Genomic DNA, 18,011 nt, shown 5'->3' on the forward strand with positions numbered 1-18,011 from the left:
CCGATTGCCGAGGATGATGCCGGCCAAGAAGGCGAGGAGCGCCCAGACGAGGCTGAGGTCCTGCTCGATAGGAGCGCAGGTCATGGGTGCCGGTGCTGCCGCTCAGCGTTCAGGCGATGCTCGAGGCGCTGATCCTCGGCAATCTCCTGCAGCAGCTCGGTCTGCTTCAGCGCCTGCTCGCGGATGATCCGCACGCATTCCCGAATGTGCGTGCTGTCCTCGGTGCGCCGCCGATCCATGTCCCGCTGCTCGCGGATGATGTCGAGGACCTCACGCGGGCCTTGGGCGAACGGGACTGAGGGGACGTCTGCGATCGTGCCCGGAGCGGGTGCTGGCAGCGCGTCTTTGTCGTTGCGACCTCGGGTCACCATCCACCCGATCAGCCACATGGTGCAGCCACCGACGCAGACCTGGAAGAACTGCTGCGTCGCGACGATGTTGGCCAGGAACGTCAGGAACGCGTCCATCAACCAACCACCCTCTCAAGATTGTCGAGCGCCTTGCCGATTCGGCTCTTGCGGGAGACGCCGTCCAGAGCTGCGATGTAGACCGAGAGCGCCTCGAACCCGGCGAGCGTCCCGAACACCGGGATGACGAAGCTCGGCGCATCGGCCTTGAAGGCATCAAACACGAGCGCGCCGGTGAGCTGCCCCATGATGAAGCAGCCGGCAGCCGCGCCGACGGCCCGGATGTAGGCCCCCTTCGGCCCGACCACGATGTTGTTGATGTGGCCGTTGAGGTAGAGCGCCATGACGCGCAGCACGCCCACGGCACCGAAGAACAGGGCCATGTTCTCCTCGGTGGCACCCATCTCGGCGATCGGCCTGAGCGCCGCCCGCTCCATCGTGTCGCCGGGCATGGCGAGGGTCATGGCGATGAGGATCATCATCGTCGCCATGCACCACTCGAACAGGCGATAGGTGCTGTACGGGCCCGCGGGGTGCGCCGGCATCAGCGGCTTCTTGCTGTGGGGCATGGCTCAGCGCCGCGTTGCTGCTGGCAGGAGCGCGGTGATCTGCGTGTCCTTGACCTGAGACGACCGAGAAGAGCCGAGCCAGAAGGCGATGGCCGTGCCGAGCGCGAGGTTCGCGGCACCGTAGGCCTGGCTCAGGAGCTGGTAGACCCGCTCGGGGATCTCGGCCTGCACGAAGTAGAGCGCGATCGTCAGCGTGATCCACGACGCGATGATGAGCAGCGTCAGGATCGCGGGCATGTTCTGCACCCACGAATGGCTCTGCACGAGCGCGATCTGCATGGCCCGGGCGTTGGCGATGTCGGCGAGCTCGGCCTCCCGTCCCTTGGTCTCAGCCTCGATCTGCGCCAGCTTCACGGCCGCTGCGTTTGGATCGGCCGCGATCGCCTGGGATACCGCCTGCGGGGTCGGCTCGACGCCCAGCGCCGCCGCCACGCCCTTTCCGACGAGGCCGCCGATGGTGCTGCCCAGCGGGCCACCGAACAGGCCGCCCAGCGCGGGGAGCCCGATCTGCGCGAGCTGACCCGCGATGCTCTGCCATTCCATGATCACGCTGCCTTCTTCGAGAACAGGGACTTGAGCCACGCACCGACGCCGCCGGTCTGGACGGTGACGCCGCCGGTGGCGGGCAGGGCCGGGTCGGCGGTCCGGCGTGGGGCAGGCGCCACAAGCGGCGGGACGGGCACGACCTCGACCGGAACGGTGGGCACGGCGACAGCGGCCAGGGCCAGCGCCTCGGCGCGCACGCCCTGCACGCGCGAGTTCCACCCCTTGCCGAAGGTCGGCCACGTCGAGAGGCGCCGCAGGAAGGCGAGCCGATCCGCGCAGATCCGCTCGACGGTCTGGCCGGCATCCTTCGCGCGCGCCGCCGCCAGGGTGATCGGGCCGATCTTGCCGTCATCAGCGACGCCCACGGCACGCTGGAGCGACGGGATCGCCCGCCCCCGGCCCGAGTTCACCGCGAAGTCGAAGACGCAGTAATCCACCCCGGAGGGCAGATCGTCGGCGCGGACCGCGTCCCAGTAGTTCTTCCGGTAGATCGGCGCGACGGTCGCTTTCGTGAGCGCGCGGACCTCGGCCTTGGTCGCCGGCCGGCCCAGCCAGTCCGACAGCGTCCCGATGGTGATGCCGAGGTTCGTCGCGCCGCCCGGATCCGCGGGGTGATCGACGTAGCCCCCCTCATGCACGAGGGCGAGCGCCAGCGCCCGCTCGAAGTTGGCGGCTGCCATGGTAATCCTCACGATGTCAGGGTTGGTGCCCCGGGATCACCCTGCGGCGGGGATCTGCGGTCGCTGGGGCGGGGGTGGTGTTAGGCCGGCACGAGGTGGGGTGAGCGCCCGGCCTAGATGTTCGGGACGGCCTCGAACGTCGCTTCGCCGATCACGGCCGAGAGCCCGTTGGCGACGCCGTTCGGGACGATGCCGCCGACACCCGGGGACCCGGCGAGGTTGGCCCGGAAGATCATGCTCGCGGGGGGCAGACGATTGGTGCGGAAGATGTCCGCGATCGCAGCAGGCCCGAGCGCCACGGTCCACACGGCAAAGTCCGCCGCCGTGTAAAGCGTGGCTTGCGACGGGTTCGTAGGCTCGCCGCGAGCCATGAACGAGAACAGCTTACAGGGCGTTAGAGCGATCGCCGGTGCTGCATCCACGAATTTCACAGTATCGACGTAAGCCTGGATTTTGTTCGTGGCGGCGTTGACGACCAGAACAAGATCCCGCGTCGTCTGGTCGGTAATCGGAGAAAATGCGGACGTTCCGAGAACGGCAGCGCCCCCGTCCCCGACGTCATAGGGGCCCGCAGAATTGCGAAACCGGACAGGCTGCGCCGCCCCGAGGTCTCCTTCCGCATAGGCGCACATGAATGCCGCTGCGCCGCGGGGGTTCGTCGCCGGCGGCTTCACCCGAACACGCATCGTGAGCGAACGGGGGAACTTCAGCAGCCCGGACGCCGCGTTGATGAGGATCCCGTTGCCGGCAGGCGTGTCGGATTTCACGCGCCACGCGGCGCCGCGGTCAGCGTCCGCAAAGCGGCCGGACGAGCCATGGAGGAAGATGCCGATGTCGATCGCGTCGAACAGCACGGCATAGCCGGCGTCGTTCGGGTGTAAGCCGTCCCCGATATGGAATGCCGTGTCGCCGATGAATTTACCCGTGCCGTCGTCCAGCGTGGCGAAGTGATCGATGCGGTGCCGCCCCAGAAGATCGAGCTGGCGGTTCAGGCTGAGCATCGCCTGATACTGGACGGCCGTGTACCCGTTCCAGCAATAGGCGCCACGGAGGATCGGAACGGCGCCGATCTGCTCACACATCCGGCACAACAGCTCGGTGTTACGCAAGATGAGCTGCGTATCGATGTTGTCGTTGAGCGGGTGGGTGCAGAGGACGACGTGGCTCGGCCGGTAGGGCGCTACGTCCGTCCAGAAGCGGGCGACCGACTGCGCCGTGCCCGAACCCGAGATGGAGCGGTTGATGACCTCCCAGGAGTTGTCGATCGCCTTGAGGGCGGTCCGCAGCAGGCCGGCCCAGCTGGTCGGCGGGGACGCATAGCCGTTCGCCGCGCTCGGGTCGCCCGAGTAGCCCGACGCCCCCAGGCCCGCGCCGTTGGACGAGCCGAAGATCACGACGCGCTTGCTGTCTGCCGCCGAGGGGTAGAGCTTCGCTGCGACGTCCTTCACCGACACCTTCAGGCCGCTGGCGGTCGTCGCAGTCGCGTCCGACACGTCCCCGCCGACGGTCACCTTCTTGTCGAGCTCAGCCTGCTGCGCGGTCGAGACCGGGGCATCCGCGGGTGCGGTGACGCCGATGTTCTCCCGCAGCTGGGCCTGCTGATCCGGCGTCAGCTCGAGATCTTCGGCTGGGGAGAGCAGCGGGATACCGCCCGGCGTCACCCCGTCGTGCATGCGCAGGGTGGAGAAGTCGAAGATCGGTTCACCGGGGGCGCCGACGTAGTCCTTCACGGTCTGACGCGTCGGGAGGTCCGAGACCCCCTGGCGCATGAATTGGCGCGGCTGGCGGGACATCAGCTATTGCTCCAGTCGTCTTGAGGAGAGGGATCAGCGTCGAAGCTGAAATCGTAGATGACGGCGCCGGCGAGGGCCGCGTAGTTCGCGGCATCGACCCGTGCGGCCTGGGCCGCGAGAACCGCAGCCTCGGCCCCGGTGCGGGCTACCTGGGCGCGGGCATCGGCATCGATTGCGTCTGCCCTTGCGCTCTCGGAGCCGGCCCGCGCGGTCTCTGCCGCCGTGCGAGCAGCAACCGCCCCCGAGCTAGCGGTCTCCGCGGCCGAGCGGGCGGTCTCCGCGGCCGACTTGGCCTGCTCCGAGCCGGTCCGCGCGATCTCGGAATTGGTCTTGGCGACGAGGGATGCGTCGCGGGCGGCCTCCGATCCGGCGCGGGCAGTCTCAGATCCGGTCTGAGCCGTCCGGGAAGCATCGCGGGCCGTCTGCGCATCCTGCCGGGCCGTTGTGGCGGTGTCTGCCTGACCGCGCGCGTTGTCCCGGGCGGCCTCCGCTGCGGCCTGGGCCGCCCGGGAGTCCGCCGTCCCCTGATCGAGCACCACGCCGATGAGCTGCGCGATGAGCGCGACGTCCTGAAGCGCCGGGACGAAATTCGTGCGGTGGCCGCCGTTCCGCAGGCCGCCGGGGTTGGTGTTCGGGTTGTACGGTTGCGTGGCGTTGTAATACTTGAGCAGCCGCTGCAGCGCCGCCTGTTGTTCGGGCGTGTACGCCATCAGAGCGTCTCCTCGATTTTGAAGGCGGTCGCCGCGCCTCCGAATACGGGCCGCCGCAGCGATGGCAGGGTGCCGAGGGTGCCCACGAACGCCTCACGGGCGTAGCTGTCCGGATCCCCAGGGTTCGGGATCACGACGACCTGCCGGTGCGTCCCCGAGCGGGTCGCGATCCGGTAGACGTCCTGGAAGGTCTGCGCTTCCGGCAGATAGTCGAAGCTGAACGAGAAGCTCCGCCGGGTCGGCCGCGGGTTGAAGAACCGCGCACCGCTGCGGCTCTCCTCACGATCGGTCAGGTCTTCGAGGTCGAGGCTGTGGCCGTCGGGGCCATAGTTGTACCTCGGCTGCCACGCCTTCCCGCAGATCAGGCGGCCGATCTCGATGAAGCCGGCCGGGTTGCCGGCGTCCATGATCTCGACCGTGATGCTCTCACAGGAGAGCGGCAGGTCCGGCAGGTTGATGAGGTAGATGCCCTTGAAGAGGTCGTCGAACTCCCGCGACGTGCCCTCCCAGAAGCCGCTGTCCTCCCATTCGAGGTTGGCGCTGTCGATCGTGCTGCCGGGAAATTGCAGCAGGCCGCTGTCGTAGACGAGCCCGTTCTGGTCATAGGCCCGGTAGCGGCAGAGGGCGTCCGGGCGCACGTTGCAGGGGCCGAAGGCGATTCCGCTGATCAGGTACGGCTGCCCGAACGTGACCGTGAACTGCGTGTCAGCCTCGGCGGTCGTTTTCGAGCGCGCCACCTCGGCGAGGTATGGCGTCTGCAGGTTGGCCAGCTTCAGGGAGCCGGTCTGCCACGAGCCGCCCGACAGCGTGCCGCGATCGGCATAGTTCTCGTAGATCAGGGCGAGATTCGACTGTCCCACGCCTACCCCCACAGATCGAACTGGATGCGGTTGTTCACGCAGTCCTCGACCCGGCCGATCACGACGAGGTCGCGGTACGGGACGAGGAAGCGCGTGGCGGTGAGGCGGACCACGGACCCGAGGCGGATCGCCATCGTGAACGGGTCGCCGTCGGCATCGTCGAATCGGTAGTCCAGCGCGGTCATGTCGACCTTGATCCGCCAGACGTCCCGGCGGGCGCCATAGATCGCCAGCAACCGCTGCGCCTCCGCCTGCGCGTCGGCCGCGTCCGCCAAGCAGGTGTCGATCGTGATCTCGGCGGCGAGGAGGTGCTGCTCCTTGACCGCCGGGGACTCCGCCATGGCCGAGCGCCACTCCAGGGCGAGATCCGCTCGGAGGGACGGCGGAACCGCGCCGGCCAGATCACCGTCGCCCTGGGTCTGCCCGATCTGCCCGTATAGCACCGTCACCCGGTAGGCGGGGATCCCGTTGCTGCTGTCTCCCGGGGCTTGGCGCTCAATGCTGCCCCGGCACTGCCACTCGTCGAAGGCCGCGATCGGCTTGCCCTGCGGAAGGACCAGCCGCCCGACCGTGAACACCCCGAGATTGTCGGAGATGATCCAACCGCCGATGCTCGCCAGCACTTGGCTGATCGCGCTGATCGCCGTGGTGTCCCCGGACACGCTGATGCCGCACGATGCCGGGGCTGCCGCTGCGAGCGCATCGAAGGCCGGGCCGTCGAGGTCGGCAGGCGTCAGGCCGAAGTCGAGCAGCATCTGCCGGGCGATACCGGCTGCGGAGGTCGGCCCGGCCGCCACGACGTCGGCGGTGACCGGAAAGACGGGCGCGCCACCGAGCCGGAACAGGCCGAGCGCGAGACAGGTCGCGTACTGGCCCGGGCTCAGCGCTGCCGCGGTGAGCGCGGCCACCGTGGCGAAGTCGCCGACGTTGGTGAGCTCGACTCCGCCGTCGAACACCTTGATGCTGACGCATGCCCGGGCCGAGACCTGCCGGATCAGGTCGAACGGGTTCACATCCACCGGTGCGACGTTCCGCTTGGTGCCGTAGATGACCGGTTTGCCCGTGTCCTTCTGCGCTTCGACGCCCTCGACGCCGAGGCCGCCCGCGGTCGTGGTGCCCGCGTACTTCACCGTCAGCAGCGGCTTATCCAGCACCGTCATCCGGTCGTAGAGCCGGAGCCGGATTGTGCTGAAGGCGTCGGTGATGTCGATGGCCTCGACCGTGCCGCGGATCAGCACCGGCGCGTTGCGATAGGACCAGAGCGGCTTCCCGTTCTCCGGATCCGTCGGGATCGCCTTCACGATGCAGGGCCGGCCGTCGAAGGCATAATCCGGCCATGCGTCGTATCGGCCATGGGCGTTCACCACCACGATCTCGCCGTAACCGATGCTCGATGCGCCGGAGGTGCTGCCGGTCGAGAACAGGGCCCGCTCGAAGTTGGCCGGCGTCTGGAGCGACGGGTGGAAGTGCTGATTGGCCGGCAGGTCGTCCGGGGCCGTGTTGAAGGGGCCGTCGGCGAGGTAGAAGGTCTGCACCCCGCCGGCGCCCGTGTGAGCCTGGAGCTCGATCGTGTAGATCGCCATGGCTCAGGCGACCTTCTTCGCGAGCGAGCGACGCGACTCGTTGGCGTTGCCGTCCTGGACCGCCGCTGTGGTCTGCTTCACCGCCCCAATCGTCTGAAGGTGGCCCGCCTCAGCGACCTCGGTCAGCACCGCGACACGCTTTTCGAGCCGCTCGTTCGAAGCCCGAAGCGCCCGCACCTCGGCGATCAGCGCGCTGTCGTCCCGGCCGGCCCGAACCGGCACCGGCATCGCAACAGCCGGCATCGAGACGCCAGCGTTGTCGTTGATCGCCTCCAACATCGGGCCGTACAGCCGAGCCGACGCAGCGTTCACGACGAACTCGCCATTCGACAGGCGCGCGGAGATGCTGTCCGAGGTGCCCGTGCCGGGGCCGTTAACCCAGCCGCCGGTCGCGAACACGCCAGCGCCATTCTTCGCGTTCGCGGAACGCAGGTTGTTCAGCATCGAGGTGGTGAGATCGTAGGTTCCGGCGAGCGTGCCATAAGTTCTCACCAGCACATCATTGGTGAAGCCAGTGTTCTGTTGGATGAACGAGTTCTGCCCATTCATGCTGGAATTCAAGTTGACTAGCTGCTGCTGCGTGCCGAGCTGAGCGTTGTTGAGGGCGTTTACGTTGTTGAGGATGGCATTCTGATTGTTCAGGATGCCGGACTGATAATCCATCGTCGATTTTTGCGCGTTTGCGATGTTGTTGTTTGTATCGACGTTGCTGTTGGTCGCCGCGGTGTATTGCTCGACGCGATACGACGAGGCATTCTGAAGCTCGAGCCGGCTGAGCTGGCCATCGCCGTTCGTGTCGATTGCGTTGAAGATCTGCTTCGCCTGCCGCTGCTCATCCGAGGTCGCGAGCGGGCCGAGACCCGCCAGGAACTCGCCCTGGTCGAGCAGCCCGTTCACGCTCGTGTCGAGCATCTGAAAGTTCTGCAGCAGTGCGGTCGCGATCAGCGCCGGGCTGTTAGCCTGGAGGCCCGCCTGCAGCGCGGCGCGCATCGCCTCGGTGGCCGAGACGATGGCCTCCTTGCTGTCGTTGATCGCGTCGACGATGAATTGCTCGGCCGAGACCTGCGTGGGCAGCGCCTGCAGGTCGGTCAGGATCTTCTGGAAGGTCGCCTGATAGGCCGCGCCCGAGGCGTTGTAGGCCTTCGACGCCTCCAGCAGCGCGTCGCTGTACTGCGTGATGCTGTCGAGCGCCGTGCGGTCGCCGCCCTTCGCCAGGGCAAGCTGGGCATCGTACTGGCTCTGCGCCGCAGCGAGGCGATCCTTCGGTGACAGCGGCGTGGAGGCACCAGAGCGCAGGTTGTCGAGGTACGTCTTGATGTTCTTGACGAACGTCTCGAATGCGGTCTGCGCGGCGGCGAGCTGCTGCTTCGCGGCCTCGGTGGCCTGCTTCTGGAAATCGGTGATGATCTTCAGCCGCTCGGCGTACTGGGTCTGCTCCAGTTGGGCGAGCGCCTGCCCGCCGGCCTTCACCTCATCCTGACGCTCCTGCTGAGCCTGCCGGTCGTAGGCCGCGAGCTGACCACCCAGGGTCGAGGTGTCGTTGGTCGCGGCGAACAGCCGGTCGGCGTAGCCCCTCAGGCGGGTGTTCAGCGCCTCGGTGGCTGCCTTCGCGAAGTCGGTGATGATCTTCAGCCGCTCCGCGCCCTGCGCCTGCTCGAGCTCGTTGATCGCCTGATTGCCCTTCGCGCCCTCCTGCCAGCGCTCCCACTCCGCGGCCCGGTCGAACGCCAGGAGCTTGCCCGGCAGGCTCTCGGTCTCGAAGGTGGCGGCGACGTAGCGGTCCTCGTACCCGCGCATCCTGTCCTGGATGGCGGAGAGCGCCTCCTGCGCAGCCTTCGCCGCCTGATCCGCGCTCATGGACGCGGTCTCGGAGTACTCCCGGACCCGACCAGCCAATTGCGGGAACTTGGCAATCAGCTCGTCGAATGCACCGCCCGCGAGCTGGCTGCCGTCCACGATCTTCTGCGCCGCCGCGGTGAAGTAGGTGTCGACCTGTCCGAGGTCGCCGCCGATCGCCGAGGCATCCTCCTGAAGGCTCGCCACCTCCTTCACGAGGTCGGCCGCGTCGTTGAGATAGCCCTTGTTCAGGGCGTCGTTGATCTTGCGGCCGAGGTCGTCAGTGAACTTCGTCCGGAGCTGGTCGAGCGCCTTGTTCGTGCCGTTCCGGATCGCGTCGGCCGCCTCCTCGGCGGAGAGGCCGAGATCCTTCAGCACCTGGTTCAAACCAGTGGCCGTGCCGTTGATGCGGGCGAGCTCCGTCTGGGTCGCTGACAGGTTCGGAGGCGGCTGGAGCGCCGCCAGGGCGCCCGTCACCGCCGCAGCCTGCGCAGCCGCAACAGCGGCAGGACTCAGCCGACCGGCATCCGCGACGAAGCCCTTGATCGTCTCGCCGAGCTGCTGGACCGAGGCGATGGCCTGTGAAAACGGGCCACCGGTGCCGAAGCCGGCCTGCATCTCGGCCGCAACGCCGTTGAAGCCCTCGGAGAAGACCGCCGTTACGCGAGCGACATAGGTCTGGTAGCCCTTCATCAGCCGGTCGGCGAGCGCCTGATCACCACCGTCGCTGGCAGTCTTGATCGCCTGCTTCGCTTGGGTCAGCGCGTCAGAGATCTGCTTCCCGATGTTGCCGATCGAGCCGCCCTCGAACGTCAAGGCGAGCTGCTCGATCTGCGGCCGCGCCTGATCCAGCGCCTCGCGTCGGGCCTGGAGCTCCTGCTGGAGCTGCTTCTTGGCCTGCTTCTTGGCCTGCGACTCGCCGAACAAGCCGCCCAGAAGGCCCGCGCCGCCACCGACGAGCGCACCGATCGGACCGCCCACCATATAGCCGGCCAGCGCCCCACCGGCCGCGCCGACGAGCGGGCTTTGGCTACTGTACCCGATAGAGGCGCCAGCTCCTGCCGACGTCAGCGCGCCGCCCAGCGGTGAGGACAGGATCCCGCCGCCTGACCGCGACGGCTTCAGTGCCGTGCTCAGCGCCTTACCGATGCCGCTCTCCGCGCCGATCCCGAGCGTCTCGGTGATCTTGTCGACGTCGAACAGCTTGTTGAGGTTGAGGCTGCCCCCGAGGAGTCCGCCGAGCTGCCCCTTCTCGGTCGAAGCTGTACCGAGCAGGCCGGCGAGCGGCCCTTCGCCACTGATTACCGCGCGGAGCGAGTTCGCCGAGAGGTTCTTGGCGACCGTGTCGAAGGCCTGCCCGATCTTCTGGCCGCCCGCCAGAATGTCGGTGATGAAGCCGGTGAACTCGCTCGCGAGTTCGCGCTGGCCGTCGCGCATCCGCTGCTGCGCCTCGGCGGCCTTGTCGTAGGACACGCTGAGCCGGGCGTTGGCCTCCGCGCCTGCGATGACGCTCTGCGCGAGCGACCCGTTGAGGCTGATGCCCTGGCGGGTGAGATCCTGCTCGGCGCGTTGGCGCGCCACCGCGACCGCCTGCGCCTCGGCGCCCTGGCCGATGAGATCGATCCGCTTCCGGATGCCGTCGGCCTCCAGCCCCTGGTCGCGCAGCATCTGACGCAACTGGGCGTCCGACTGCTCGCGCACCATCTGCGCGGCGTGCTCGGCATCCGCCTGCGCCTGCTGCACGGTGATGAGCTGCCCGCGCTGGCGCGCCTCGACCTGCATCTGCGCGGCGCGGGCCCGCTCCTCGACCGTGACGGCCCGGGTGCTGGCGATGTCGATCCGGCGCTGCTCCGCCGCCTTGTCGCCAGCGGTGAGCCGCTCGCCCTCGGCGTTCGAGGTCGTCTTCACCACGTGTTCGAGGATGGAGCCGGCCTCGGCCAAGTCCTTCACATTGTCGACGCGCTTCATCAGCTCCGGGTTGCCGGACTTGAGCGCCTCGTCTGCCGCAATCTGGAAGTCCTTGTACTTCCGCCAGGAGTCGGACCCGAGACCGGCCTCCTCGGTGAGCTTCTTCAGCTCGTTGGACTTCCGGTTTAGGCTGGCTTCCAGTTCCTTACGCTCAGCCACCTCCAGCTCTTCGCGCTTCGTGGCGGCGAGCTTCTCCATGTACTTCTGGAGCTCGGACTGCGCGCTCTGAAGTTCGGTCGGCCGCGAGGGCGGGATCGGAACCGCGGTCGTGCTGGCGACGGTCGGCGAGGTCGGCGGCACGTAAGCGCGCCGCGTGCCGCCGGGCTGCACGAGGTTCTCGGCGTCAGCCGCCTTCAACGCCTCGACCCGGTCCTGCAGCTCCTTTAGCCGATCCGCAGGCGACGGGCCCTTGGTGAGCCGGTCGATGAAGCGCCCAACGGCGTTGTCGGCGTCGCTGGCGCCGTTCTTGATCGCCTCCCACGCGCGCGCGACGGCACCCTGGGCGGTCTCCGATTTCGCCAGGGCGGCCGGCAGCCGCTCCACAGCGAGACGGATTGCGTCCTGCTCCTTGCCGGCCTGGAACAGGCTCTGGATCACGCGGAGGGTGCGCGCGTCGAGGAACTGGAGCTGATCGTTCAGCCGCGAGATGCCCTCGACCGTCCCGAACGCCGTCAGCTTGTCCTTGATGCCGTCGAGGTCGGTGCCGAAGGTGGCCGCCAGATCCTTCGAGACGGCGATCAGCTTCCCGATGTTCTCGGGCCCGATCCGACCGGTGGCGGCCAACGTCGCGCCTAGGGCGGAGGCCTGCCGCACGCTGATGTTGCCGGCCGCGGCCGCGGAGGCGGCGAGCTTCTCGAACGCATCCTGGGTCAGCCCGGTCTCACGACCGAGGCCCTGCAGCGTGACGCTGACCTTTCGGCTATCGTCGTCGTACCGGCTCCAAGCCATGTAGCCGAGCACGACCGCGCCGGTCAGGGCGCCGATCGACACCACGGCCGGGGTGAGGAAGCGGGCGATGACCCCGCCGACGCCCCGGATCGTAGCCATGACCCCAGCTTCGCCCAGGACTTGCCCGATCTGGCCGGCCTGCTGGGCAAACACCTGGAAGAGGGGCGCACCGCTCGCGAGCGAAGTCGCCACGTCGTTGAGCTGGTAGCCGAGATTCTGGAGTTGATGGGCCGCGATGCCGGACGAGGCGGCGTGGTTGGTGTTGGCCGCCGACGCGCGGTTCATCGCCACCGCTACACCGCTGTAGCGGTCCTGCGCCAGCTTCAGCAGCTCGCCCTCGCGCGTAGCGCTGATGATGCCCTGCGATCGCGCGCGCTCGATGTCCTTGAGCGCGGCCTCCATCTGCTTCTGAGCGCGGTACTCGGCGTCCAGGCTGCGCTGCAGCCGGTCGGCGGCCGCCGCGGCACTGATGCGGTACTTGGTGGTCCGGTCACCCGCGACCGCCACCTGCGCCTCGGACGCCGCGAGGTTATCGTTGGTGGTCGCCAGCTTATCCAGGCTGGTCCCGAGCCGGTTGGCGGCCGCGATGGTCTCGTTGACGCCCTCCGTGGAGGCGACAATCCGGATCTCCTGGATTGTGTCGAGATCGGCCATCGGATCCCCTACGGTTGTACCTCCCGCCCGTCGCGCTATCTGCGCGCCGTCGACAGGGAGACGTGAATGGTTCGGTGGATTGTGGCGGCCCTAGCGTGCTGCGCGGCGGGCGCGGCTCAAGCTCAGGTGCGGCTGGTAAGGGATTCCGGGGCGGTGGCAGGCTGCACCCGTCTGACCGAGATCACCGGATCTTCGCTGATCGGCGGCGCCCTCGGCCAAGTCGGCTACGAGAACATGCTCTCCGAGATGCGGGAGAAGACGACAGCCGCAGGCGGCAACCACCTGCTGCTGATCGACGTCCAGTCCGGGATGATGGGCAACCGCGGGATCGGCGAGGCCTACCGGTGCGAGCCCGAAGCTGCTCCGGCGGCCCGCAAGAAGCGGTAACGGTCAGGCCGGCCGCTTCGCCGGATCGTTGGCCGCCTTCTTCCCAAAGACCGCTCTCGACCGAGCCTTGAGGGCCCCCATCACGGTGCGCACGCCCGCGATGTCGTCGGCGGCCACCTCGATCTCGGGCTCGCGGTCGTCCTTCTTGGCATTGAGGATCGCGAGGACCGCGGCGTCGATCTCCCGGATCAGCGAGATCTCCCACGGCGTCGGCTCGGCCCGGGACAGGGCGGCCCAGGCCGCGATCTCGCCGTAGCTGATCGGCAGCAACCCGAAGCCGTTGTTGCCCCGGGTCGCCGCCACCGCGCAGAACCAGTTCCAGACGTGCTCAAGCGCGGCGGGGTAGGCGACGGGCCCCTTGGCCCGCCGCGCCATGTGCTCCGCGTAGGCGATCAGCTCGCCGACGGCGTCCGCAAAAAATTGGCCCGGTCCTCCACGAACCGCTCGACCTGCTCGCGCAGCCAGGGCAGCCGCTTGTAGGCCTCGCGGACGTTGTCCGGGGTGCACTCCTTCGGGGAGCCGCCGAACTCGATGCCGCTCCACGAGATCGTGCAGGCGACGAGGCGCGCGATGCTGTCGGCCTCCAGGCCCTCGGAGGTCAGTGCGACACGCCGGCCCGACGCCTGGGTCGCGAGCCGCTTGTTGGTGATGGCGCGGTCCGCCTTGCGGAAGCGCTCGCTGTCCTGCCCGGCGAGGGTGATAGTCAGCGCGGCGCCGCTGGTATCGGTCAGCACCGCGCCTGAGACCGGGTGCTGCACCTCCATCTTGGCGCCCTGCTCGGCGACGGTCGTGGTTTCGAGGGTCGAGAGGTCCATGTCGTTCCTGCTTTCCGGGATAGCCGGGATGCGGTGGTGGGGCGTGGCGCTCCCGGCAGAACACCACGCCCCTCACGCACAAGCCGCCGCGGGGGGCCGCGGCCGCGCGTGATCTGGATCAGACGATGTGGCCGAGTTCCTCGAATATCTCGGAGTTGATGCCGATGGAGAAGTTGCGGCGCAGGACGTTGTCCGAGGTGCCGACGTTCTTCTTCTTCGACATCACCAGGCCGGCGAAGTATTCGATGGTGTTGTCGTCGTCGTCCGTGGGGCCGTCCGGCGTCTCGATGCGGAAGGCGTAGTTCGAGGAGCTGCCCTCGGCGAGGATCATCGCGAGCTGGCCGGGATCGCCCTGGACGAGGCCGACGGCCAGCGCCAGCGTGCCGGCGTCGCGCACGCCCTTCGCCTTCTCCTTGCGGCCGCGGCCGACCTCGGAGAACTCGACCGCGGCGGACTCGTCGCCATAGTCGCCGAAGCTCTCGACCTTCTTGATCTCGGTCCAGGTCGTGATCGCCTTCAGGCTGGTCAGCGTCACGGTGTCGGGATCGACGGCCGTGCCGATCCAGATGCGGGTTCCTGAGGCGGTTTTGATCGCCATGACAGGTGTCCTTTTCGATTGTCACGGCTGCCCATGCCGCAGAAGGGCTCGCACAGGCTCGCGCTGGGCAACGCGGCCATCTCAATACTTCGTCAATCCTCGTCGGGATCGTCGAAGTGATAGAGGTACGGGACGACGACCGAGGCGAGGAAGTAATTGCCGTTATCGTTGTCGTCGTTCATCAGAGGCGAGGTCGGCGTCTGGAACTCGATGCCGTTCTTCTTCAGCGACCGGAACAGCCGCTCGACCTCTTCGGCCCGCCGCGCGAGCCAATCCGTGCCGGATCCGACCTCGGCCAGGATCACGATGCGCGCCGCGCCCTCCTCGACATAGCTGCGGCTGTGCGTGGTGCGGTCGGAGTTCGCGACCGGGAACTGGACGTAGAAGTACGGGTTCGGTGCCTTCGGCGCCTTGCCAGCACCGTTGGGGTAGACGCCGACCAGCGGCGGCCCATCGGCAGGCGTCCACGCGGTGAGCACCTGCTTCACCGTGTCCATCACGAGCTTCTTGGCCATGGCGTCAGCGCATCGTGATGACGATGGCGGGCTGCCGGGTGTCGCGCTCGCGCTTGATGATGTCGTGCGCCGCGGCGCGCCCGAACTTCTGGCGGAGCTCGTACTTCCCGACGTTGTAGACGATCGCGCCTTCCTGGAAGGAGCGGAAGGTGAAGCGGATCCGGGCGAGGTTGCCGAAACGGCGCTGCGCTAGGGCGGCGACCACCTCGTAGACGCCCTCCGGCGCCTGCGGGGACAGCCCGCGCTCGATCTTCCGCGCGTAGGGCACGGTCGAGAGGAACACGAATACCTCGCCGGAGACCGGCGCCGCGGGGTCGGCCTGCTCGCCGTCCGCGAAGAACACGTGGCTCTTGCTGTACTGCGGGCTCTTCGGTGTGCGGCCCACCGGCGAGTGGATGATGAGCTGCTCGTCGATCCACTCGAACAGCTCGGTCGCGAGGCTGAACCGGAAGACGATCTCGCCCCGGTCCGGGTTCACCGATTCCAGGGGCGCCTCGGCGCGCCCGTCCACGAAGGTGTCGTGCGGCGGGGTTCGACCGATCGCCCGGGCGTTCTGCGCCTGGGTCTCGGCCAGCACGCGCCGCGCCGCGCTGGCGATCAGCCGCTGACGCTCCTGCGGGGCGAGCGCGCGCTGCACGGCGAGCGTGAGATCGCGCGAGAGCGGGCGGAGGCGCGTGGCGCGCGCCATCAGTTCCCGCCCCTCACCGTCACGTTGAGCCGCACCAGCACGTCTTTGAGGCGCACCGGATCGGTGAACTGTACGGTGCGCAGCAGGCCATCCACCTTGATACCGTCGCCGCGCTCCAGCGGCTCCTCGACGAACTCGGCCGGCAGGTCGGTCGGGCTGAAGATCAGCAGCGTGTCGCCCTGCTGGAGGCCGCCAACGAGCTCATTGGGCCTGTAGCCCCGGACCCACGCCTTGCAGCCCTTCTCCAAGGCCGGCGCGTTCGCCACGACGCGGCGCAGGCTCACGCTCTGGCCGTGCTCGGCAATCTGCCGGTCGAGGCTGGCGATGGCGTCCGCCGGCGTCACAGCGCCCAGACCTTGTAGGGCGCGAGCAGACTGTCGACGGTGGTCTGGATCAGCTTCTGCGCCACGTCGGACACGGTCCACGTCTTCGTGCCGATGCCCTCGACCTCATCGCTGCGTAGGGCCAGATCCTGGCTGCCGAGCGAGCGCAGATGCGTCGCCGCGAGCACAACGGCCTGCCGCGCCGGCGCGAGCCGCAGGTCGTCGGCATCGTACCCGGCCTCGAAGCGCACGCGCACCGCCTCCGGGCCGCGGGCGGCCGCCGGCCAGGACGCGCTGCCCTTCGGCGCGATCGACCCCGTGGTGGTGCCGAGGCCGAGCACGCGCAGGTCGGCCGCCGCGATCTCCTGCTGCTCGCCGTCGGCGCCCTCGTAGGTGACCGAGATCACCTTCCGGAGCGGCGGGTACGGCAGGAACAGGCACGGGTCGCGGAAGCGGTCGAAGACCACCTCCAGCGTCTGGACGCCGAAGGCCCGGCCGACCCAGCCGAGCGGGGGCTCGATCCCCGCCTGCGCGACGGCGAGCAGCGCCTCGATGCGCGCCTCGGCGTCTTCGGCAAGGACCGGCGCCCATGCCTTCGCGTCCGCGGCCGAGATGATCGGCTGCGGCGGCGTGATGATAGTCGCGGCCACGGTGGCGCCCTCGTGCCTTCAGCGCTCAGTCGGCCTTGGCCGGCTTGACGGGCTTCTCGGCCGGCTTGGGCGGGGTTGCCGGCTTCACCTCCTCGATCAGCCCGGCGGCCGTAAGATCCTTGACCACGGGCGCGCTCAGCATGGTGACGGAAGCGCCACGCCGGAACGTGGTCGAGCCGTGGCGAAAGGTGCGCAGAGCCTTGAGTTGCATGTCACCCTCCTGGTGACGGGGCGACCGGGATTGGTCGCCCCGCTACGTGAGGCGATCAGCCGGCCGCGACGGCCGCGCCGAAGGCGCCGGTGACGAAAGCCTCGGGCCGCTTCACGGCGAGCGCCAGGCGCTCCTCGCAGCGGATCGAGACCATGTTCTTCTCGAAGTCGTCGACGTTCTCGGTCGAGATGACGACGTTCGCGTCCTCGCGGTCGAACAGCTGAGCGCCGGTCTGGAACGCGCCAGCCAGGAACTCGCCCTCGAACTCGGGGGCTTCGGTCGCCACGACCGGTAGGCCCCAGAGGGTCGGGCCAGCGAGACGCAGCGGATTCGCCAGGATGTACTGGCCGCTGTCGTCTTTGGTGAGCTCCATCTTGGCCCAGTCGGTGAAGTGGACCACGAAGCCGTCGACGGGCAGGCGCGCGAGCTGCGCCTGCAGGATCGCGAGGCGCAGATCGTCGATCTCCGTCCGCGCGGTCGGCGCGAATGCCGGGGAGAACGCAGAGGCCTGCGGGACGATACCGTGCAGGTGGCCGGAGGCGCCCGAGCCGAACAGGATCTCCTGCTCCTCGACGTACTTCAGACCGTACCGCATCTCGGCGTCGACCGTGGACTGCAGCTGCGCGAAGTCGTCCAGGATCTGCTTCGACGCCTTGAACATGTGTGCGATCGTGGCGACCGGCGTGATCTTGGTGTCGAACTGGATGTCCGAGTAGGGCTTGGGGGTCCCCTCCGGGACGATCTTGGCCGCGTTCGTGAAGCCCGTCTGCTGCACCCAGAAGATGGCCGGGCTGGTCGTGCGACCCGGCGCGATCAGGTCGCGGATGAAGAGGCGCTGCTTGGGCATCACGTCGATGCCGGGCAGGCGCTGCGGCTCGACGACACCCTCGGGGATATTCGTGCTGAGCGTCGCATTCTTCACCGGAACCGAGACGCGGCGGCCGCCCTGGACGCTCGCGGCGAAGGACTTGACGCCCTCGGCCTCGACCAGCTGGGCGCCGACCGACTTGCGCGGTTCCGCGCCGCCGCCACCACGGCGGGCGTTCTTCTGCTCGACCTCCCCGAGGCGGGCTTTCAGATCGTCGACCATGCCCGTGAGGGTGGTCTGCGCCGTGGCGAGCTGGTCAACGGCCGCCTTGGTCTCGGTGGACAGATTGCCCGCCGCCCTGACTTCACGCATGGCCTCGTCGGCCTTCTTGGTGAACTCGTCGCTCACACGCACGAGCTCGTTGGAGACCTGCTTAAGCAGGTCGCGGGTTTCGTCAGCCAT

19 protein-coding genes are annotated in these 18,011 nt (G+C 68.4%); 1 reads left to right on the plus strand and 18 read right to left on the minus strand.

Annotated elements, in window-relative coordinates; genetic code table 11:
• Positions 1 to 80: 80 nt before the first annotated feature.
• The 9 genes from J3A75_RS18390 to J3A75_RS18430 form a co-directional block, all read right to left on the minus strand.
• Positions 81 to 467 carry a hypothetical protein gene (locus J3A75_RS18390; protein ID WP_209650626.1) on the minus strand — a complete coding sequence of 129 codons (387 nt, stop codon included), beginning with the start codon at positions 465 to 467 and terminating at the stop codon, positions 81 to 83.
• Positions 467 to 976 (minus strand): hypothetical protein, encoded by a 510-nt coding sequence (locus J3A75_RS18395; protein WP_209650627.1) that lies wholly within the window; start codon positions 974 to 976, stop codon positions 467 to 469. The genes J3A75_RS18390 and J3A75_RS18395 overlap by 1 nt, the downstream gene beginning before the upstream one ends.
• A 3-nt stretch (positions 977 to 979) precedes the next feature.
• Positions 980 to 1,519 (minus strand): hypothetical protein, encoded by a 540-nt coding sequence (locus J3A75_RS18400; protein ID WP_100253798.1) that lies wholly within the window; start codon positions 1,517 to 1,519, stop codon positions 980 to 982.
• A gap of 2 nt (positions 1,520 to 1,521) precedes the next feature.
• On the minus strand, positions 1,522 to 2,202 hold the full coding sequence (locus J3A75_RS18405; protein ID WP_209650628.1) for a glycoside hydrolase family 108 protein: 681 nt from the start codon (positions 2,200 to 2,202) through the stop codon (positions 1,522 to 1,524).
• Positions 2,203 to 2,315: 113 nt separating this feature from the next.
• The gene (locus J3A75_RS18410) at positions 2,316 to 3,995 is read right to left on the minus strand and encodes an SGNH/GDSL hydrolase family protein (RefSeq protein ID WP_209650629.1); all 1,680 of its coding nucleotides are present in this window, start codon (positions 3,993 to 3,995) and stop codon (positions 2,316 to 2,318) included.
• Positions 3,995 to 4,705, minus strand: a complete 711-nt coding sequence (locus J3A75_RS18415; RefSeq protein WP_209650630.1) for a hypothetical protein — start codon at positions 4,703 to 4,705, stop codon at positions 3,995 to 3,997. Before J3A75_RS18415 ends, J3A75_RS18410 begins: the two co-directional genes overlap by 1 nt.
• Positions 4,705 to 5,565, minus strand: coding sequence for a hypothetical protein (locus tag J3A75_RS18420; RefSeq protein WP_209650631.1), 861 nt, complete (start codon positions 5,563 to 5,565; stop codon positions 4,705 to 4,707). The genes J3A75_RS18415 and J3A75_RS18420 overlap by 1 nt, the downstream gene beginning before the upstream one ends.
• A 2-nt stretch (positions 5,566 to 5,567) precedes the next feature.
• Positions 5,568 to 7,148 (minus strand): hypothetical protein, encoded by a 1,581-nt coding sequence (locus J3A75_RS18425; protein WP_209650632.1) that lies wholly within the window; start codon positions 7,146 to 7,148, stop codon positions 5,568 to 5,570.
• Positions 7,149 to 7,151: 3 nt separating this feature from the next.
• Positions 7,152 to 12,554, minus strand: coding sequence for a phage tail length tape measure family protein (locus J3A75_RS18430; RefSeq protein ID WP_209650633.1), 5,403 nt, complete (start codon positions 12,552 to 12,554; stop codon positions 7,152 to 7,154).
• A 66-nt stretch (positions 12,555 to 12,620) separates the two neighbouring features.
• Here J3A75_RS18430 and J3A75_RS18435 point away from each other — a divergent pair, with 66 nt between their 5' ends.
• The gene (locus J3A75_RS18435) at positions 12,621 to 12,941 is read left to right on the plus strand and encodes a hypothetical protein (protein ID WP_209650634.1); all 321 of its coding nucleotides are present in this window, start codon (positions 12,621 to 12,623) and stop codon (positions 12,939 to 12,941) included.
• 3 nt (positions 12,942 to 12,944) lie between these two features.
• Here J3A75_RS18435 and J3A75_RS18440 read toward each other — a convergent pair whose 3' ends face one another.
• From J3A75_RS18440 to J3A75_RS18480, 9 genes are all read right to left on the minus strand, one after another.
• The gene (locus J3A75_RS18440) at positions 12,945 to 13,316 is read right to left on the minus strand and encodes a hypothetical protein (protein WP_209650635.1); all 372 of its coding nucleotides are present in this window, start codon (positions 13,314 to 13,316) and stop codon (positions 12,945 to 12,947) included.
• Positions 13,317 to 13,333: 17 nt separating this feature from the next.
• A complete protein-coding gene (locus J3A75_RS18445) occupies positions 13,334 to 13,756 on the minus strand; it encodes a hypothetical protein (RefSeq protein ID WP_209650636.1) in 423 nt (140 codons plus the stop codon).
• Between the two features lie 118 nt (positions 13,757 to 13,874).
• Positions 13,875 to 14,354 carry a hypothetical protein gene (locus tag J3A75_RS18450; protein WP_209650637.1) on the minus strand — a complete coding sequence of 160 codons (480 nt, stop codon included), beginning with the start codon at positions 14,352 to 14,354 and terminating at the stop codon, positions 13,875 to 13,877.
• Between the two features lie 92 nt (positions 14,355 to 14,446).
• Positions 14,447 to 14,869, minus strand: a complete 423-nt coding sequence (locus J3A75_RS18455) for a phage tail terminator-like protein (protein WP_209650638.1) — start codon at positions 14,867 to 14,869, stop codon at positions 14,447 to 14,449.
• 4 nt (positions 14,870 to 14,873) lie between these two features.
• A complete protein-coding gene (locus J3A75_RS18460; RefSeq protein WP_209650639.1) occupies positions 14,874 to 15,557 on the minus strand; it encodes a hypothetical protein in 684 nt (227 codons plus the stop codon).
• Complete coding sequence (locus J3A75_RS18465) at positions 15,557 to 15,901, minus strand: hypothetical protein (RefSeq protein WP_209650640.1); 345 nt, start codon at positions 15,899 to 15,901, stop codon at positions 15,557 to 15,559. The genes J3A75_RS18460 and J3A75_RS18465 overlap by 1 nt, the downstream gene beginning before the upstream one ends.
• Complete coding sequence (locus tag J3A75_RS18470; protein ID WP_209650641.1) at positions 15,898 to 16,530, minus strand: hypothetical protein; 633 nt, start codon at positions 16,528 to 16,530, stop codon at positions 15,898 to 15,900. Before J3A75_RS18470 ends, J3A75_RS18465 begins: the two co-directional genes overlap by 4 nt.
• 25 nt (positions 16,531 to 16,555) lie before the next feature.
• Entirely contained in the window at positions 16,556 to 16,741 is a 186-nt protein-coding gene (locus J3A75_RS18475; RefSeq protein WP_209650642.1) for a hypothetical protein, read from the minus strand.
• Between the two features lie 55 nt (positions 16,742 to 16,796).
• Positions 16,797 to 18,011, minus strand: coding sequence for a phage major capsid protein (locus J3A75_RS18480; protein ID WP_209650643.1), 1,215 nt, complete (start codon positions 18,009 to 18,011; stop codon positions 16,797 to 16,799).

This window comes from Methylobacterium sp. PvP105, from assembly GCF_017876975.1.
Classification (GTDB): Bacteria; Pseudomonadota; Alphaproteobacteria; order Rhizobiales; family Beijerinckiaceae; genus Methylobacterium; species Methylobacterium radiotolerans.

Bases quoted from the DNA above. Each gene is read 5' to 3' on its own strand.
- J3A75_RS18390 (WP_209650626.1), bottom strand. From the start codon at position 467: ATGGACGCGTTCCTGACGTTCCTGGCCAACATCGTCGCGACGCAGCAG.
- J3A75_RS18395 (WP_209650627.1), bottom strand. From the start codon at position 976: ATGCCCCACAGCAAGAAGCCGCTGATGCCGGCGCACCCCGCGGGCCCG.
- J3A75_RS18400 (WP_100253798.1), bottom strand. From the start codon at position 1,519: ATGGAATGGCAGAGCATCGCGGGTCAGCTCGCGCAGATCGGGCTCCCC.
- J3A75_RS18405 (WP_209650628.1), bottom strand. From the start codon at position 2,202: ATGGCAGCCGCCAACTTCGAGCGGGCGCTGGCGCTCGCCCTCGTGCAT.
- J3A75_RS18410 (WP_209650629.1), bottom strand. From the start codon at position 3,995: ATGTCCCGCCAGCCGCGCCAATTCATGCGCCAGGGGGTCTCGGACCTC.
- J3A75_RS18415 (WP_209650630.1), bottom strand. From the start codon at position 4,705: ATGGCGTACACGCCCGAACAACAGGCGGCGCTGCAGCGGCTGCTCAAG.
- J3A75_RS18425 (WP_209650632.1), bottom strand. From the start codon at position 7,148: ATGGCGATCTACACGATCGAGCTCCAGGCTCACACGGGCGCCGGCGGG.
- J3A75_RS18430 (WP_209650633.1), bottom strand. From the start codon at position 12,554: ATGGCCGATCTCGACACAATCCAGGAGATCCGGATTGTCGCCTCCACG.
- J3A75_RS18435 (WP_209650634.1), top strand. From the start codon at position 12,621: ATGGTTCGGTGGATTGTGGCGGCCCTAGCGTGCTGCGCGGCGGGCGCG.
- J3A75_RS18440 (WP_209650635.1), bottom strand. From the start codon at position 13,316: ATGGCGCGGCGGGCCAAGGGGCCCGTCGCCTACCCCGCCGCGCTTGAG.
- J3A75_RS18445 (WP_209650636.1), bottom strand. From the start codon at position 13,756: ATGGACCTCTCGACCCTCGAAACCACGACCGTCGCCGAGCAGGGCGCC.
- J3A75_RS18450 (WP_209650637.1), bottom strand. From the start codon at position 14,354: ATGGCGATCAAAACCGCCTCAGGAACCCGCATCTGGATCGGCACGGCC.
- J3A75_RS18455 (WP_209650638.1), bottom strand. From the start codon at position 14,869: ATGGCCAAGAAGCTCGTGATGGACACGGTGAAGCAGGTGCTCACCGCG.
- J3A75_RS18460 (WP_209650639.1), bottom strand. From the start codon at position 15,557: ATGGCGCGCGCCACGCGCCTCCGCCCGCTCTCGCGCGATCTCACGCTC.
- J3A75_RS18475 (WP_209650642.1), bottom strand. From the start codon at position 16,741: ATGCAACTCAAGGCTCTGCGCACCTTTCGCCACGGCTCGACCACGTTC.
- J3A75_RS18480 (WP_209650643.1), bottom strand. From the start codon at position 18,011: ATGGCTGACGAAACCCGCGACCTGCTTAAGCAGGTCTCCAACGAGCTC.